Annotated in this window: 12 protein-coding genes, 8 tRNA genes, 1 rRNA gene and 1 other annotated feature; all 21 genes read right to left on the minus strand. The window is 45.8% G+C overall.

The annotated features are described in order from the left end of the window. Window positions 1-8: 8 nt before the first annotated feature. Window positions 9-518 carry an NYN domain-containing protein gene (locus P343_RS34420; protein WP_023511473.1) on the minus strand — a complete coding sequence of 170 codons (510 nt, stop codon included), beginning with the start codon at window positions 516-518 and terminating at the stop codon, window positions 9-11. Window positions 519-524: 6 nt separating this feature from the next. Then, window positions 525-1,262 (minus strand): 23S rRNA (guanosine(2251)-2'-O)-methyltransferase RlmB, encoded by a 738-nt coding sequence (gene rlmB, locus P343_RS34425; protein WP_023511474.1) that lies wholly within the window; start codon window positions 1,260-1,262, stop codon window positions 525-527. Then, window positions 1,262-1,684, minus strand: a complete 423-nt coding sequence (locus tag P343_RS34430; RefSeq protein WP_023511475.1) for a Mini-ribonuclease 3 — start codon at window positions 1,682-1,684, stop codon at window positions 1,262-1,264. The genes rlmB and P343_RS34430 overlap by 1 nt, the downstream gene beginning before the upstream one ends. Next, window positions 1,681-3,081: a cysteine--tRNA ligase gene (gene cysS / locus P343_RS34435; RefSeq protein ID WP_023511476.1), complete on the minus strand. Its 1,401-nt coding sequence runs from the start codon at window positions 3,079-3,081 to the stop codon at window positions 1,681-1,683. The genes P343_RS34430 and cysS overlap by 4 nt, the downstream gene beginning before the upstream one ends. A gap of 5 nt (window positions 3,082-3,086) precedes the next feature. Further along, the gene (cysE, locus tag P343_RS34440; protein WP_051384794.1) at window positions 3,087-3,770 is read right to left on the minus strand and encodes a serine O-acetyltransferase; all 684 of its coding nucleotides are present in this window, start codon (window positions 3,768-3,770) and stop codon (window positions 3,087-3,089) included. A gap of 154 nt (window positions 3,771-3,924) precedes the next feature. After that, window positions 3,925-4,142, minus strand: a binding site (T-box leader). A gap of 337 nt (window positions 4,143-4,479) precedes the next feature. Then, window positions 4,480-5,961, minus strand: a complete 1,482-nt coding sequence (gltX, locus tag P343_RS34445) for a glutamate--tRNA ligase (protein ID WP_023511478.1) — start codon at window positions 5,959-5,961, stop codon at window positions 4,480-4,482. A 57-nt stretch (window positions 5,962-6,018) separates the two neighbouring features. Next, a complete protein-coding gene (ispF, locus tag P343_RS34450; protein ID WP_023511479.1) occupies window positions 6,019-6,501 on the minus strand; it encodes a 2-C-methyl-D-erythritol 2,4-cyclodiphosphate synthase in 483 nt (160 codons plus the stop codon). 3 nt (window positions 6,502-6,504) lie between these two features. After that, window positions 6,505-7,194, minus strand: coding sequence for a 2-C-methyl-D-erythritol 4-phosphate cytidylyltransferase (gene ispD / locus P343_RS34455; RefSeq protein WP_023511480.1), 690 nt, complete (start codon window positions 7,192-7,194; stop codon window positions 6,505-6,507). 41 nt (window positions 7,195-7,235) lie between these two features. After that, window positions 7,236-8,342, minus strand: a complete 1,107-nt coding sequence (locus P343_RS34460) for a PIN/TRAM domain-containing protein (protein WP_023511481.1) — start codon at window positions 8,340-8,342, stop codon at window positions 7,236-7,238. A 125-nt stretch (window positions 8,343-8,467) separates the two neighbouring features. After that, window positions 8,468-9,877: a DNA repair protein RadA gene (gene radA, locus P343_RS34465; protein WP_023511482.1), complete on the minus strand. Its 1,410-nt coding sequence runs from the start codon at window positions 9,875-9,877 to the stop codon at window positions 8,468-8,470. Window positions 9,878-10,000: 123 nt separating this feature from the next. Then, the gene (gene clpC / locus P343_RS34470) at window positions 10,001-12,451 is read right to left on the minus strand and encodes an ATP-dependent protease ATP-binding subunit ClpC (protein WP_023511483.1); all 2,451 of its coding nucleotides are present in this window, start codon (window positions 12,449-12,451) and stop codon (window positions 10,001-10,003) included. 353 nt (window positions 12,452-12,804) lie between these two features. Continuing rightward, window positions 12,805-13,263 (minus strand): CtsR family transcriptional regulator, encoded by a 459-nt coding sequence (locus P343_RS34480; protein ID WP_023511485.1) that lies wholly within the window; start codon window positions 13,261-13,263, stop codon window positions 12,805-12,807. 790 nt (window positions 13,264-14,053) lie between these two features. Continuing rightward, window positions 14,054-14,126 (minus strand) — tRNA-Ala (locus P343_RS34485). A 79-nt stretch (window positions 14,127-14,205) separates the two neighbouring features. Beyond that, a tRNA-Pro gene (locus tag P343_RS34490) sits at window positions 14,206-14,279 on the minus strand. Window positions 14,280-14,283: 4 nt separating this feature from the next. After that, window positions 14,284-14,360, minus strand: a tRNA-Arg gene (locus P343_RS34495). A 13-nt stretch (window positions 14,361-14,373) separates the two neighbouring features. Then, window positions 14,374-14,462, minus strand: a tRNA-Leu gene (locus P343_RS34500). Window positions 14,463-14,472: 10 nt separating this feature from the next. Further along, window positions 14,473-14,547, minus strand: a tRNA-Gly gene (locus P343_RS34505). A gap of 15 nt (window positions 14,548-14,562) precedes the next feature. Next, window positions 14,563-14,637 (minus strand) — tRNA-Lys (locus tag P343_RS34510). Between the two features lie 9 nt (window positions 14,638-14,646). Continuing rightward, window positions 14,647-14,719, minus strand: a tRNA-Thr gene (locus P343_RS34515). A gap of 7 nt (window positions 14,720-14,726) precedes the next feature. Next, window positions 14,727-14,799: transfer RNA gene (locus tag P343_RS34520), tRNA-Val, on the minus strand. 5 nt (window positions 14,800-14,804) lie between these two features. Continuing rightward, a 5S ribosomal RNA gene (rrf, locus tag P343_RS36500) occupies window positions 14,805-14,891 on the minus strand; the annotation flags it as partial.

The following is a 14,891-nucleotide window of genomic DNA, read 5'->3' on the forward strand; positions in this document are numbered from 1 at the left end:
AAGAAAATTCAAAAACCTCTGCGCATCCGCTCTAATTTTTCACGTGTCGCCTCGTCAAGGTAGATTTTTGTCTTTTGTGCCGCCGGCCGCTCATTCATGGTACTCTTCCCAATCTCACGCTCAATTTTGCCAATTTCTTCGATAAGTTCACGAGAAGGTTTACGCAAGGCCCCCTGTGAAAACACAGCCCACTGTTCGGCCATGTCCGAAGTTGCCACATGAATACGCGTCTTCACATTTTGCAGTTTTTTGATCAGTCCTTCAATTTTCTGATCTGCTTTCTCGCTTTTCTTGGTGTATATGACCTCGACCTTTGATTTCTTCGTTTTGGTCTCTTTTCCAGAAATCAAATAAGCATCAAAAATCAGGATCACGCGCCAGCCGGTTACTGCCTGGTACTCTGAAAGCTTATCAATCAGCATATCCCGGGCACTCTCAAAATCATTTTTCTGTAATGCTTTCAATTCAGTCCAAGCGCCTATGACGTTGTAGCCATCGACAATCAGGATATCGTTCATGAGCCTTCACCCTTGCTTTTCGCGGTGCCTGAGCACCTCATACATCAGCAAACTGGCAGCAACTGAAGCATTTAGCGAGGTTACTTTTCCTCGCATTGGAAGGCTAATCAGAAAATCACATTTTTTTCTCACTAACTGGGACATGCCCGCTCCTTCATTTCCGATAACGAGGCAGAGCGGCATTGAGTAATCCGCGGAACGGTAATCTTCGCTTCCGTCCGCTGCGGTTCCCGCAAACCAGATGCCCTGTTTCTTAAGACTGTCCATGGTATTAGCGAGATTAGCTACCCGGGCGACAGGAACATACTCAATCGCACCGGTTGAAGCTTTTGCAACCACAGAAGTCAGTCCGACAGAACGCCTTTTCGGAATGATAACACCATGACATCCCGATGCGTCCGCCGTTCTTAATATAGATCCCAAATTATGCGGATCTTCGACATTATCCAACATCATAAAAAAAGGCGTTTCGCCGCGTTCTTTCGCAAGCGCAAAAAGATCGTCCAACTCCGCGTAACGGTAAGCTGCGATTGACGCAACCACTCCTTGATGTTGAGCAGATTTAGATAATTGGTCCAATTTCTGCTTTGGCACAAATTGAACCGCAATTCCATTGGATTTAATCAAATCCAACAAGTCACCTAAACCGCGTCCCTCTTTGTTCAGCCATACTTTATTGATTTCTCTTCCCGATCGAATTGCTTCTGAAACGGGATGCCGTCCGACGATCCATTCATCACTCATTAATGCCCGCTCCTTTCGACCGGATGGTTAATAAACATCTTTTCCATGATTTCTTCAATTCTCTCCTGCTTACCCATAAAAAATAACACACCAATCAACGCCTCAAAGCCTGTGCTGAAATTGTAGGTCTGCACATCTGTGTTTCGTGGGACAGAATGTGATTTCGCATTTCGTCCTCTCCTGACGGCATTAAGTTCATCTTCGGTCAAAAATCCTTCATCCATCAGCTCATGCAGAAATCGGGATTGTGATTTTGCGGAGACATAATCTACAGCCTGTACATGCAGTGCATGAGGTTTCGTCACCCCGGAAGAGGAGATAATGGCTTTGCGCACATAAACCTCAATTACCGCGTCTCCCATATAGGCGAGTGCAAGACTATTCAACAGGTTTGGATCTGTATCTGTTTCGGTTTTTTTCATTCCTGGCCTCTCTTCCAGCGCACGCCCTGAGGAGTGTCTTCCAGGATAATACCCGCTTCTTTTAATTGATCACGAATACTGTCGGCAACAGCAAAATTTCTATTCTTACGTGCTTCTTCCCGCTTATTGATCAGGGCTTCAACCTCACTGTCTAATATACTGTCTGATGCCTCTTCGAGTTTCAATCCCAACACTCCAGAGAGTTCAGACAGTACCTGAAGATAAGCTGCAAGGTCATGTTCAGATGTTGTTTCGCTTTGAAGTGCGATATTTGCATCTCGAACGATATCAAACAGGACCGCTATTGCATTGGCGGTGTTAAAATCGTCATCCATAGCTTCAATAAATGGTTTTCGATAGTTTTCAGCAATCTTTTCATTGGCCTCTATGGATAGGTCAGCTTGCTTCAGACGATGATTCAAATTATAATTCGCTGTCTTTAAGCGTCCAAAAGCCTGCACCGCATCATTAAGTAACGTGTCACTGAAATTAATGGGATGCCGATATTGAACGGATAAAATGAAAAAACGAACCACTTGGGGATCAAACTTTTTGATTAGATCATGGACAAGAATGACATTTCCGATTGATTTCGACATTTTTTCATGATTAATCTGGATGTGCCCGTTGTGCAGCCAGTAATTGGCCATCGTCTGATGGTGCAATGCTTCGGACTGAGCAATCTCATTTTCATGGTGAGGGAACGTCAAGTCCGTTCCGCCCGCGTGGATGTCAATTGTATCACCTAAATATTTTTCGACCATGGCCGAGCACTCAATATGCCAGCCCGGCCTTCCATCACCCCATGGGCTTTCCCATTTTATTTCTCCCGGTTTCGCAGCTTTCCATAACGCGAAGTCGAGCGGATCTTCTTTACTCTCATCAATTTCAATCCGTGCACCTGACTTCAGGTCATCAATTGATTGATGGGATAGTTTTCCATACTCCTGGAACTTTCGTGTTCTGAAGTAGACGTCACCGCCAGATTCATAAGCATATCCGGCATCTACCAGTTTACTGATGAAGCGGATGATTTCAGGCATTGTTTCGGTCGCTCGCGGATGAACCGTCGCTGTTCTGACATTGAGTGCACTTGTGTCTTCCTTATAGGCTTTAATAAACTGGTCAGCAATCTCCGGTACTGAAATATGCCTTTCTTTCGATGCATTGATCAGTCTATCGTCTACATCTGTGAAGTTTGACACATAGTTCACTATATACCCGCGATATTCAAAATACCTGCGAACCGTGTCGAAAACGACCGCCGGACGCGCATTGCCGATGTGAATGTAATTGTAAACCGTAGGGCCACACACATACATTCGAACTTTATGATCTTCGATTGGTTTAAACGGTTCTTTCTTCCTTGTCAATGTGTTATACACCTTTAATGACATTGGATTCACTCCTTCTCTTTTTCCATCCTTTTCAACTCTTCAAATTTTGTCTGTAATTCCTTAATCTGTTTCTCTAAGTCATACATTTTTTCTGCAATAGGATCGGGGAGATCTGCATGATTCAAATCATGATGATGGACCTTGATACCATTTTGGCGAACGACGCGTCCGGGTATACCAACAACAGTCGAATGCGACGGAACGTTGTGGAGAACAACCGAGCCCGCACCAATCTTTGAATGATCGCCAATTGTAATTGATCCGAGCACTTTTGCGCCCGCTGAGATCAATACATCGTCGCCAATGGTCGGATGCCTTTTCCCTTTCTCTTTGCCTGTACCCCCGAGGGTCACACCTTGAAACAGCGTAACATCATTTCCAATTTCACAGGTTTCACCAATCACTATACCCATCCCGTGATCCATAAAGAATCGTCTGCCAATTTTGGCTCCAGGATGAATTTCAATACCTGTGAAAAAACGTGAGAATTGTGAAAGAACGCGTGCAAGAAAATAGCGTTTTTTCTTCCAGAGCCAGTGTGCTGCCCGATGCATCCAGATTGCATGCAATCCGGAATAGGTCATGATGACCTCCCACCTGCTTCTTGCCGCAGGGTCTTGGTCAAACACATTGCTCAGATCTTCTGCGATAATGCTTCGCACAGAAGTTGGCCTCCTTCGTGTAATCATACAGCTTGTTTTATAAAACATCGCTTTTCCATATCTCATTGATCCGGCCGCATCATGCTGCCGGAGATGCCACGGAACATGGCATTTTATCGTATGAGTTCATACGATTTCTCTATAAAAATTTATTTTAAAAAGGCGTCTTTGTGTCAACTGACACAAAGACGCCTCATAGACGCGGTTCCACTTTGCTTGAGAAAAATCTCCACTCATTGCCGATAACGGCGGCCGCCGTTTTCGCCTACTAATCACCGTTCAGCGATAAACTCAGAGGGGCAATTCAGTAATTCGCTTCCCGGACGGTTTTCAGCCTGATGACCCGCCCTCTCTGTCTGGGAACTGCGAATACTTACTCAACCTCTTCATCGTTTTCTATTAGAGGATGTTCAAAAAGTCCGGGAAAAATTGCTGTCGAATCTCTACGTCAACTTGTTTCTCCACTCCTCACGTATTTACAGGGGAACTTCGACTAACGACACTCACGTCCTGTGAGTAACGTCGAAGTCATCACATCCTGTGATAGTACGCTCCGGTGCTCGAAACTGCGTTTCCTTGATCTTCGACGCTCAGGACGAGCTAGTGTCAGGCATGCCACAGGACGTGGCGTTCTGCCTGACCTCGGCCCTTTTTTTCCTCCTTTTTGAACAGATCCTATTACACGTTATGCGTAGCTTCTTAAAAAGTCACTGTAAAGCGGACAGTCAGCTACAAATCATACAGTCTGCTGCGTCGCTAGGTAGTGATCGAGTCTTTTCAGAACGAGATCTCTGCCTAGCAATTCCAAAGCCTCTGGCAGTTCCGGTCCATGAGCGGATCCTGTCGCAATCACGCGAATCGGCATGTACAATTTCCATCCGCGCTGTTTCGTTTCTTTTTGTGTTACTTTTATTTTAGGTGCAATCGCTTCTGCTGTCCATTCAGCCAAACTTTTAAGCTCGCGGTTGAACACAGAAAGCACATCATTTACCTCTTCGCCTTCAAGGATTTTTTGTTCGTCCTTGGTTAATTCGGTTTTTTCGATGTCTTTATTAAAGAACATATCGCACAAATTGACAATATCCGCGCCAAAATGCAACTGTTCCTGATACAATAACACAACCCGTGTTGCCCAGTCACGCTGCGCGTCGGTCATTTCCGCGGGAATAAGTCCAGCATCCGCCATATAAGGAAGTGTCATTTTGGCATAATCTTCTTTTGACAGCTTTTTAATATACTGGCCATTCATCCATTCAAGCTTGGATTTATCAAACATTGCCGGAGATTTGCTTAATCGGCTTGCGTCAAATAACTTGATAAACTCATCACGGGAGAAGATTTCCTCTTCACCTTTTGGCGACCAGCCTAGCAATGTAATAAAGTTGAACAGCGCTTCAGGCAAAAAGCCCATATTTTTGTACTGTTCAATAAACTGAACAATACTGTTGTCGCGCTTGCTCAATTTTTTATGATTTTCATTAACGATCAGCGTCATGTGACCGAAAACCGGTGCTTCCCATCCGAATGCGTGGAAAAGCATGATTTGCTTTGGTGTATTCGAAATATGTTCTTCGCCGCGAAGGACATGGGTCATCTTCATCAAATGGTCGTCGACGACAACAGCAAAATTGTACGTTGGCACGCCATTCTGCTTGACGATCACAAAATCACTGACGTCGTTCGAGTCAAAGGTTACATGCCCCTTAACAATATCGTCAAATTCAATTTTCTGATCGCCAGGAATGCGAAAACGTATCGTTGGCTTTCTTCCTTCAGCTTCATACTGCGCAATTTGTTCGTCCGTCAAATGACGGCACTTGCCTGAATAGCCAGGTGTTTGTCCGTTCGCCATTTGCTCTTCGCGCTCTGCCTTCAGTTCTTCAGCCGTGCAGTAGCACTTATAAGCAAGCCCTTTGTCCAGCAATTCCTGCCAGTATTTTTTGTAAAGATCCAAGCGCTCCATCTGACGATAAGGACCATATTCGCCGCCTACATCAACACTTTCGTCCCATTCAAGGCCTAGCCATTTTAAGAACTTCAGCTGGCTTTCTTCTCCGCCTTCTACATTTCTCTTCAGGTCGGTATCCTCAATACGAATAATAAACTTGCCGCCAGCGTGACGGGCAAAAAGATAATTAAAGATTGCGGTACGTGCATTCCCGATGTGCAGAAATCCTGTCGGACTTGGCGCATAACGTACCCTGACTTCTTCTGTCAACGCATTCACCACTTTCTGTTATTCTTTCTTATTTTAGCACGTATGGCCCTTTAAATTTCAACTTGTTTCAACTTTTTCCAACAAACAAATGGCTTCGGCAGCGACGCCTTCCCCTCTGCCTGTAAAACCGAGTTTCTCCGTTGTCGTTGCCTTAACATTAACTTGCCCTTCTTCAATGTTCAGAACCCCAGCAATTGTCCGGCACATATCCGAGATATAGGGAGCAAGTTTTGGTTTCTGGGCAATCACGACACTATCGACATTACTGATTTCATACCCTTTAGCCCGGACGATCGCGATCACTTCTTCAAGAAGCTTTTTGGAGTCTGCATCTTTATAGGCCTCATCCGTATCCGGAAAATGCTTACCGATATCTCCTTCCGCAACAGCACCAAGCAGCGCATCGCTAATCGCGTGAAGAAGTACATCCGCATCGGAATGTCCGGCTAGCCCCAAATCATAGGGTATGGTGACACCGCCAATAATTAAATCACGGTCTTCCGCAAATTGATGGACGTCAAACCCATGACCAATTCTCATCGGCTACTCCTCTCCTCTCTGTAAAAATGTTTGCGCGATGACCAGATCTTCAGGCGTCGTCAGTTTGATATTTCGATAACTGCCCTCAACAATTTTCACCGGCAATCCCATCTGTTCCACCAAAGACACATCGTCAGTCCCCATAAAATGGGTTTCGAGACTTTCCTGATGCGCACGGCGGATCAAGAACAATCGAAAAGCCTGTGGGGTTTGTGCCGCCCACAAGCTTTTTCGCTCCAATGTTCGTTCGACTGTAAAATCAGCCACTTGTTTAATCGTGTCTTTAACCGGTACGGCAAGCAACGCGGCACCGCTTTCTGCTGCGGCTTCTGTCACCCTTGCAATTTCCCGATGCGTGATGAACGGACGCGCCCCGTCATGAATCAGCACAATCTCTTTCTGATCCATTTTAATAACCCCAAGTCCTGAGCGAACGCTCTCCTGACGTTCCTTTCCACCCTCGGCAAATGTCCGTACCTTTTTCAGCCGGTAATCTTCAACCAATGCACGGAACTGTTCTTTCTCATCATCTCGGATAACAAGAACAATCCCTTTGCAAGACGGATCCGTTTCAAAAACACGCAACGTATGAACGATGACTGGAGCGCCCGCTAAATCCAGCAGAACTTTATTTTCTCCAGCGCCCATGCGCCTGCCCTGACCCGCGGCGAGGACAACCACTTGATAGTCCATCTGATATGGCCTCCGAACTCAAAGGCGGCTTGTTGACAAAATTACAGCGCCTTCTCAAGCAATTTAGGCTTGGCAAAAATCATTCGGCCTGCAGAGGTCTGCAAAACACTGGTAATGATTACGTCAATCGTTTTGCCTATATACCTATGTCCTTCTTCTACCACAATCATTGTCCCATCGTCAAGATACCCGACACCTTGATTTTGTTCTTTTCCATCTTTAATGACCTGAACACGTAATTCTTCGCCCGGAAGAACAACCGGTTTAACAGCATTAGCCAAGTCGTTAATATTCAAGACAGGCACTTTCTGAAACTCACAGACTTTATTCAAATTGAAATCATTTGTAACGACAATACCGCCAATCTCCTTAGCAAGACGGACCAGCTTGCTATCCACTTCGGTAATATCATCATAGTCCCCTTCATAGAGGTCTACATGAATCGAGTGGTCTTTCTGAATTTTGTTCAGAATGTCCAATCCACGACGTCCGCGGTTCCTTTTCAGGACATCCGAGGAGTCGGCGATATGCTGCAGCTCCTCAAGAACAAAATGCGGAATCACCATGGTACCTTCAAGAAATCTTGTCTGACAGATATCGGCGATCCTACCGTCGATAATAACACTCGTATCAAAAATTTTGTAGGGAATATAATCGCTAGCCGGGTAAATATCAGATCGTGTGTCTTTTTTCTTATCCCTTGACCTTGATGGCAGTCGAAACAGGCTGATCAGTTCATCTCGTTTCTTAAAGCCGACTTGGAAAAAGAAATAGCCAAAGAAGATATAAATAAAGATTGGCAGGATGTTACTGATCCCGAGTATATGCAAACTCGCAAGCGGGATCTGGATCAGGAAAGAGATTAGCAGACCAAATACTAATCCTACCGAACCGAACACGACATCTGTAACTGGTGCCTTGATTATCCGATCTTCTAGAGTCTTAATGAAATTTACCAATGAGTCCACAAACCAAAAAGATAAAAATGCCATGATGACTGCACCAATTGCCATGCCGACAAACGGTGAACTGATCCATCCCGGAACTCCATTCCCCAGATTTAACAGCAACATTATTTTTGGTATATAGACAAAACCTAGAGTACCGCCGATTAATATGAAGAATAGCTGGATAACTCGTTTTATCATTTCCAATCACCTCCTCAAAACAGTATAGACAAAATGACAAAATCAAAACTTTATTTTTGCCATTATGTTCCTTTTTTCATAATTTCGCTTGTTTTTCCACTCTGTACACAGACTTTCCAGCTGTTTTACAGATCAGTAGGGTAAAACTCAGGTTCAGGCATCGTTTCTTTTTCAGATCCCAATGCCAGACGTATCGCTTGAGAAAGCGATTCAATGCCAATCAGTGAAACTCCATCCGGAGGCGTCCAGCCGCCTAAGTTTTTTTGAGGGACAAAGACTCTTGTAAAACCAAGCTTATATGCCTCATTCACTCTCTGCTCAATTCGTGAAACCCGCCGGACTTCGCCTGTTAATCCTACTTCACCAATAAATACATCGGTAACTTTGGTTGGACTGTTATTAAAGCTGGAGGCGATGCTGATCGCACTTGCAAGATCAACAGCCGGTTCATCCAGTTTCACACCTCCGGCAACATTGATATATGCATCCTGGTTTTGCAGCAGCAGACCTACCCGCTTCTCCAGAACAGCCATAAGCAGCGACATACGATGATTGTCTAATCCTGCTGCCATATGGCGCGGATTGCCAAAGCTAGTCGGCGTCACAAGCGCCTGAACCTCTACCAGAAGCGGCCTGGTTCCTTCGATTGAAGCAGCAATCGCGGAACCTGCTGCTCCTTTAGCGCGTTCCTGAAGGAATATTTCCGAAGGGTTGGCGACCTCGGCAAGCCCTCCCTCCTTCATTTCAAACACACCCATTTCATTCGTTGAACCAAAGCGGTTTTTAACCGCCCTCAAGATACGAAATGTATGATGTCGCTCTCCTTCAAAATATAATACAGTATCCACCATGTGCTCAAGTGTCCTTGGTCCCGCCAGCGCACCATTCTTTGTGACATGTCCAACGATAAAAATAGCAATGCCGCGCTGTTTGGCAAGACGCAGAAGATACGCTGTGCACTCTTTGACTTGAGAAATACTTCCGGGAGCAGAAGAAAGGTCTGAATTGTAAATCGTCTGGATCGAATCAATGATCATGATTTCGGGCTGCACGCTCTCTAAATGGCCTTCAATCTGACGAATATCTGTTTCAGCCAGCACATAGAGCGCATCTGAAGAAACGCCTAGCCGCGTCGCTCTCATCTTCGTTTGACGAACAGATTCTTCCCCAGATATATATAGGACTTTATGTCCGCCGCGAGCGAGTTGGTCGGATGTCTGAAGAAGCAGCGTGGATTTACCGATACCCGGATCCCCACCTACAAGCGTAAGTGAAGCGGGTACAACTCCTCCACCGAGCACACGGTTCAGTTCTGCCATCTCCGTCTTTATCCTCGGCTCCTCTTCGAGCAAGACCTCCGAGAGCCGCGATGGCTTGCTTGCCGGCGCGGCACTTAGGCCTGAGGAAGGAACAGCGGGACGAATTGTCTCCTCAACCAAAGTGTTCCAATTCTGGCAACCGGGGCAGCGGCCCATCCATTTTGGGCTTTCATAGCCGCACTCCTGGCACACAAATACTGTTTTCGCTTTTGCCATCTGATCACCTTACCCATTAACTTTTCATTGGCCAATTTGTATTTTAAATAAGTAAAGAAGCCAAGGCTTAAAGAAAACTTTGGCTTCTTTACAGTCATTGCTGATCAGGAAGCTGACCAAAAATCAAGATTTTGCTACAGCTTCTTCTTGTTTTTTGCTGACTGAGTATTCTCCATTGCTGTAATCAATCACGACATTTGTTCCCTTTACAATGTTTCCTTTCAGCAGCTCTTCAGACAATTTGTCTTCCACTCGGCGCTGCAATGCACGGCGAAGCGGTCTCGCTCCGTACTCCGGATCATAGCCCTCTTCAACAATCTGTGTTTTCGCCGCATCGGTCAGCTCAATCACGATGCCTTGATTCGACAAGCGATGCTTAAGCTGATCAGCAAGCAAGGAGACAATTTCCATTAGCTGTTCTTTCTTCAGTTCATGGAAGACAATGATTTCGTCAATACGGTTGAGAAATTCCGGACGGAAGGCACGTTTTAACTCGCCCATCACCTTTTCCTTCATTTCCTTATATTCATGTCCTTCCTCACCAACCGAAAAGCCAACGTATTTATTCTTTTTCAGCTGACTTGCACCAACATTAGAAGTCATAATAATTGCCGTATTACGGAAATCTACTGTTCTTCCTTTTGAATCCGTCAGTCTTCCGTCATCAAGCACCTGAAGCAAAATATTAAATACATCCGGGTGCGCTTTTTCAATTTCATCAAACAGGATTACCGAATAAGGCTTCTGGCGTACTTTTTCCGTCAGTTGTCCGCCTTCTTCATGTCCAACATAGCCCGGAGGTGAACCAACCAGACGGGATGTGGTGTGTTTTTCCATATACTCCGACATGTCAATGCGGATGATGGCTTCTTCGTCACCAAACAAGGTCTCCGCAACCGCTCGTGCAAGCTCAGTTTTTCCTACACCTGTAGGTCCTAGGAAAATAAAAGAACCAATCGGCCGCTTTGGGTCTTTCAATCCTGCGCGTGCTCTGCGAATCGCGTGCGAAATGGCATCAATTGCTTCATTTTGGCCAACTACGCGTTCATGCAGGATGTGCTCCATATTCAGCAGACGTTCGCTTTCTTTCTGCTCAAGCTTAACTACCGGTACGCCGGTCCAGTTCGCGACAACGAGTGCCACATCATCAGGAAGTACCTGCGTATTTTCCTTGCCTTGTTTTTCTTTCCATTCTTTCTTGCAAACATCTACTTGTTCCTTCAGTTTTTGTTCATGATCTCGAAGCGACGCCGCCTTTTCGAATTCCTGACTTTGTACGGCCGCGTCTTTCTCTTTTTTGACCGTCTCCAGTCGCTGCTCCAGTTCTTTAAGATTTGGCGGAGCAGTGTATGAACGTAACCGGACTTTTGATGCTGCTTCGTCGATTAAATCGATCGCCTTATCGGGAAGAAAGCGATCCGAGATATAACGGTCAGACAGTCTTACCGCTTCAGTAATCGCTTCATCCGTTATTTTTACCCGGTGGTGCGCTTCATAGCGGTCACGCAACCCTTTCAAGATCTGCACCGACTGTTCTTTCGTCGGTTCTTTGACTTTAATTGGCTGGAAGCGTCTTTCGAGTGCTGCATCTTTTTCAATGTATTTACGATATTCATCAAGTGTCGTTGCTCCGATACACTGGAGTTCGCCACGTGACAAGGATGGCTTAAGAATATTTGAAGCATCAATCGCGCCTTCAGCACCGCCGGCTCCGATTAATGTGTGCAACTCATCAATGAATAAAATGACATTGCCCGCCTGGCGAATTTCGTCCATAACCTTTTTCAAACGGTCTTCGAACTCGCCGCGGTATTTTGTCCCGGCAACCACTGTGCCCATGTCCAAGGTCATGACACGTTTTTCACGAAGAATTTCAGGCACTTCATTGTTCACAATTTCTTGTGCCAATCCCTCTGCAACTGCTGTTTTACCGACACCCGGTTCACCAATTAGGACCGGATTGTTCTTCGTCCGGCGGCTTAGCACCTCGATGACACGTTCAATTTCTTTGCTTCGTCCGATCACTGGATCAAGCGCTCCTTCACTCGCCATCGCGGTTAAATCTCGCGCTAGGCTGTCAAGTGTAGGCGTGCTCGCATGAGAGGTGCTGCGTCCCTGGGCGTTCCCAGATGTTGCTTCATGGCTGCCCAGCAGCTGTAGTACTTGCTGTCGCGCTTTATTCAGGCTGACGCCTAAATTATTAAGTACCCGGGCTGCAACGCCTTCTCCTTCTCGGATCAGACCAAGCAGAATATGCTCTGTTCCTACATAGGAATGCCCAATTTTTCTTGCTTCGTCCATAGAAAGTTCGATGACACGTTTTGCGCGCGGCGTATAATGCGGAGTCTGCACTTCTTCACTGCCGCGCCCGATCAGCGCTTCTACTTCCTTCTGGATTTTTTCAGGATCAAGATTCAAGGCGAGCAGTGCTTTAGCGGCGATACCATCGCCTTCGCGTACGAGGCCGAGCAGAATATGTTCTGTTCCAATATTGTTATGCCCAAGACGCATGGCTTCTTCTTGGGAAAGCGCGAGCACTTTTTGAGCACGTTCTGTAAATCGTCCAAACATCATAATGGTGGCCTCCTTTAATTGCTGTCTCTGTTCACTGGCCTTAGTCAATCTATGCTTTCTCAAAAAAACCTTTACCTGTACATTATTCAGGTTATTGTTTCTTTGATCTTTCTTCACTCATGGTTTTGTAGCCTAATTCTTCACAAACTGATCGATAGCATTAGTAATCATTATATTCGGCACAAGGCTTTTCAAATCCTTTTTCCGAAGCAGCAAGATGATGTAAAATCAAAATTCCTGTTCTCAATCAAGCGATATGCTGCTTAATTGGATATCTTATTATATCCAATCAAACGCACATTTACCAAAATGAAGCATTCGTACTGTCTGAAAAATAGAGCACTCTAATTTGATTATCTGCTATAGGTAAGTGACCGAAGCATCGCCTTCAAAAGATTCGCACGCATCTCGTCTCTTAAAGGGATATCCATTTCAAGAACCAGACTATGGATGGCACTAAGCATTAACCGCGCTTCTCTCTCACTGATCACATCTTCTTCAAGCAAATGAACAATGATGGATTCTGCCATGTTCTCCGTCACTTTGTAGCTAATTAAACCGATCATTTCATCTATAAGTTCGGCATCAGTTACCGGGCGAACTTTAATGACCTGAATATATCCACCGCCGCCACGCTTACTTTCCACAACATAACCGCGCTCGATCGAAAATCGAGTTTTCAGCACATAGTTAATCTGGGAAGGAACACACTGGAACTTTTCTGCCAGCTCGCTTCTTTTCAATTTGATGATATCGCTCGAATCAAGAATTTCTTTAATGTATTTCTCAATAATATCGGATATGTTTCTCATCGGGGCATCCTCTCCCTGACTTTGACTAACTTTGACTATAAGTTCATTATGAACGATATTTCCCAAATAATCAACCGAGTCACTAGGAATCCACTTAGAAAGCTGCTCAAACATCTTTTTTCAAATATAACCGGACGTTTAAGACTGCAATGATTCATTGGTTTTGACGGCATAAGAAAAAACAAGCTACGCCTGATCCTTTACTCTCACTCTATATGCGGCTTTGAATCATCTATCTTGTACTTAACGACACTTCAGCTGCTCGCTTGCCGCGGGCGATCCGTGAGCCTCCTCAAACAAGCAGTAATCTGCGGGGTCTCACTTGGCTCGCGANCGCTTGCCGCGGGCGATCCGTGAGCCTCCTCAAACAAGCAGTAATCTGCGGGGTCTCACTTGGCTCGCGATTCCCGCAGGCGTCTCGCGCTTCCGTGTTTGAATCAGAATTTTTTCCGAGCATTACACCGCTAAGATGAACCCTGAATTTTATATACTTTCTCTACTTGTGAGAAAAACCAGTCAGCTGCTCGCTTGCCGCGGGCAGTTCGGGGGCCTCCTTAGTTCGCCAAGAGACCTGCGGGATCTCCCTTGGCCTGCAATCAATAGGAACGCTCCGCAAGAGTCTCACACTTACGTTTAAATCAGAACTTTTTCCAAGGATTACGCCACTGATATGAACCCTGAGCCCATTCAAAAATTTATACCTTACTTATTAAAAAAGCGGTGCTTTTGATTATTTATCAAAAGCACCGCTTTTACAGCCAGACACTTCCAGCTGAAAATCTCGATTAAGTGGAGCCTAGGGGGATCGAACCCCTGACCTCCTGCGTGCAAAGCAGGCGCTCTCCCAGCTGAGCTAAGGCCCCATTTAAATGCGTACAGCGATTTACACAATCGCTGTCGGACGAAACAAAAACACGCGAAAACCGTCCTCTTTGTAAACAATCGGGAAGACAGGATTTGAACCTGCGACCCCCACGTCCCGAACGTGGTGCTCTACCAAGCTGAGCCACTTCCCGATAATGGTGCGCCCTAGAGAAGTCGAATCCCCAACCTTCTGATCCGTAGTCAGACGCTCTATCCAATTGAGCTAAGGGCGCAAAAAACTAAAAATGGTGCCGAGAGCCGGACTCGAACCGGCACGGTAGTCACCTACCGCAGGATTTTAAGTCCTGTGCGTCTGCCAATTTCGCCATCCCGGCATATATAAAATGGAGCGGAAGACGGGATTCAAACCCGCGACCCCCACCATGGCAAGGTGATGTTCTATCACTGAACTACTTCCGCATAGTAATAAACAAATGGTGAGCCACGAAGGATTTGAACCTTCGACCCTCTGATTAAAAGTCAGATGCTCTACCCCTGAGCTAGTGGCTCATACTACAGTGCCGGTCAGAGGACTTGAACCCCCAACCTACTGATTACGATTCAGTTGCTCTACCAATTGAGCTAGACCGGCATAAAAATGGAGGATATAGGGCTCGAACCTATGACCCTCTGCTTGTAAGGCAGACGCTCTCCCAGCTGAGCTAATCCTCCATAATGCCTGGCAGTGACCTACTCTCACAGGGGGACAGCCCCCAATTACCATCGGCACAGAAGAGCTTAACGACCGTGTTCGGGATGGGAAC

The organism is Sporolactobacillus laevolacticus DSM 442 (genome assembly GCF_000497245.1).
GTDB classification, from domain to species: domain Bacteria; phylum Bacillota; class Bacilli; order Bacillales; family Sporolactobacillaceae; genus Sporolactobacillus; species Sporolactobacillus laevolacticus.

Excerpts from the sequence above, each read along its gene's own strand:
- P343_RS34480 (WP_023511485.1), bottom strand. The coding sequence starts at position 13,263 with ATGAGAAACATATCCGATATTATTGAGAAATACATTAAAGAAATTCTT.
- cysE (WP_051384794.1), bottom strand. The coding sequence starts at position 3,770 with ATGATTACACGAAGGAGGCCAACTTCTGTGCGAAGCATTATCGCAGAA.
- ispF (WP_023511479.1), bottom strand. The coding sequence starts at position 6,501 with ATGAGAATTGGTCATGGGTTTGACGTCCATCAATTTGCGGAAGACCGT.
- cysS (WP_023511476.1), bottom strand. The coding sequence starts at position 3,081 with ATGTCATTAAAGGTGTATAACACATTGACAAGGAAGAAAGAACCGTTT.
- P343_RS34460 (WP_023511481.1), bottom strand. The coding sequence starts at position 8,342 with ATGATAAAACGAGTTATCCAGCTATTCTTCATATTAATCGGCGGTACT.
- P343_RS34420 (WP_023511473.1), bottom strand. The coding sequence starts at position 518 with ATGAACGATATCCTGATTGTCGATGGCTACAACGTCATAGGCGCTTGG.
- clpC (WP_023511483.1), bottom strand. The coding sequence starts at position 12,451 with ATGATGTTTGGACGATTTACAGAACGTGCTCAAAAAGTGCTCGCGCTT.
- ispD (WP_023511480.1), bottom strand. The coding sequence starts at position 7,194 with ATGGACTATCAAGTGGTTGTCCTCGCCGCGGGTCAGGGCAGGCGCATG.
- radA (WP_023511482.1), bottom strand. The coding sequence starts at position 9,877 with ATGGCAAAAGCGAAAACAGTATTTGTGTGCCAGGAGTGCGGCTATGAA.
- P343_RS34430 (WP_023511475.1), bottom strand. The coding sequence starts at position 1,684 with ATGAAAAAAACCGAAACAGATACAGATCCAAACCTGTTGAATAGTCTT.
- rlmB (WP_023511474.1), bottom strand. The coding sequence starts at position 1,262 with ATGAGTGATGAATGGATCGTCGGACGGCATCCCGTTTCAGAAGCAATT.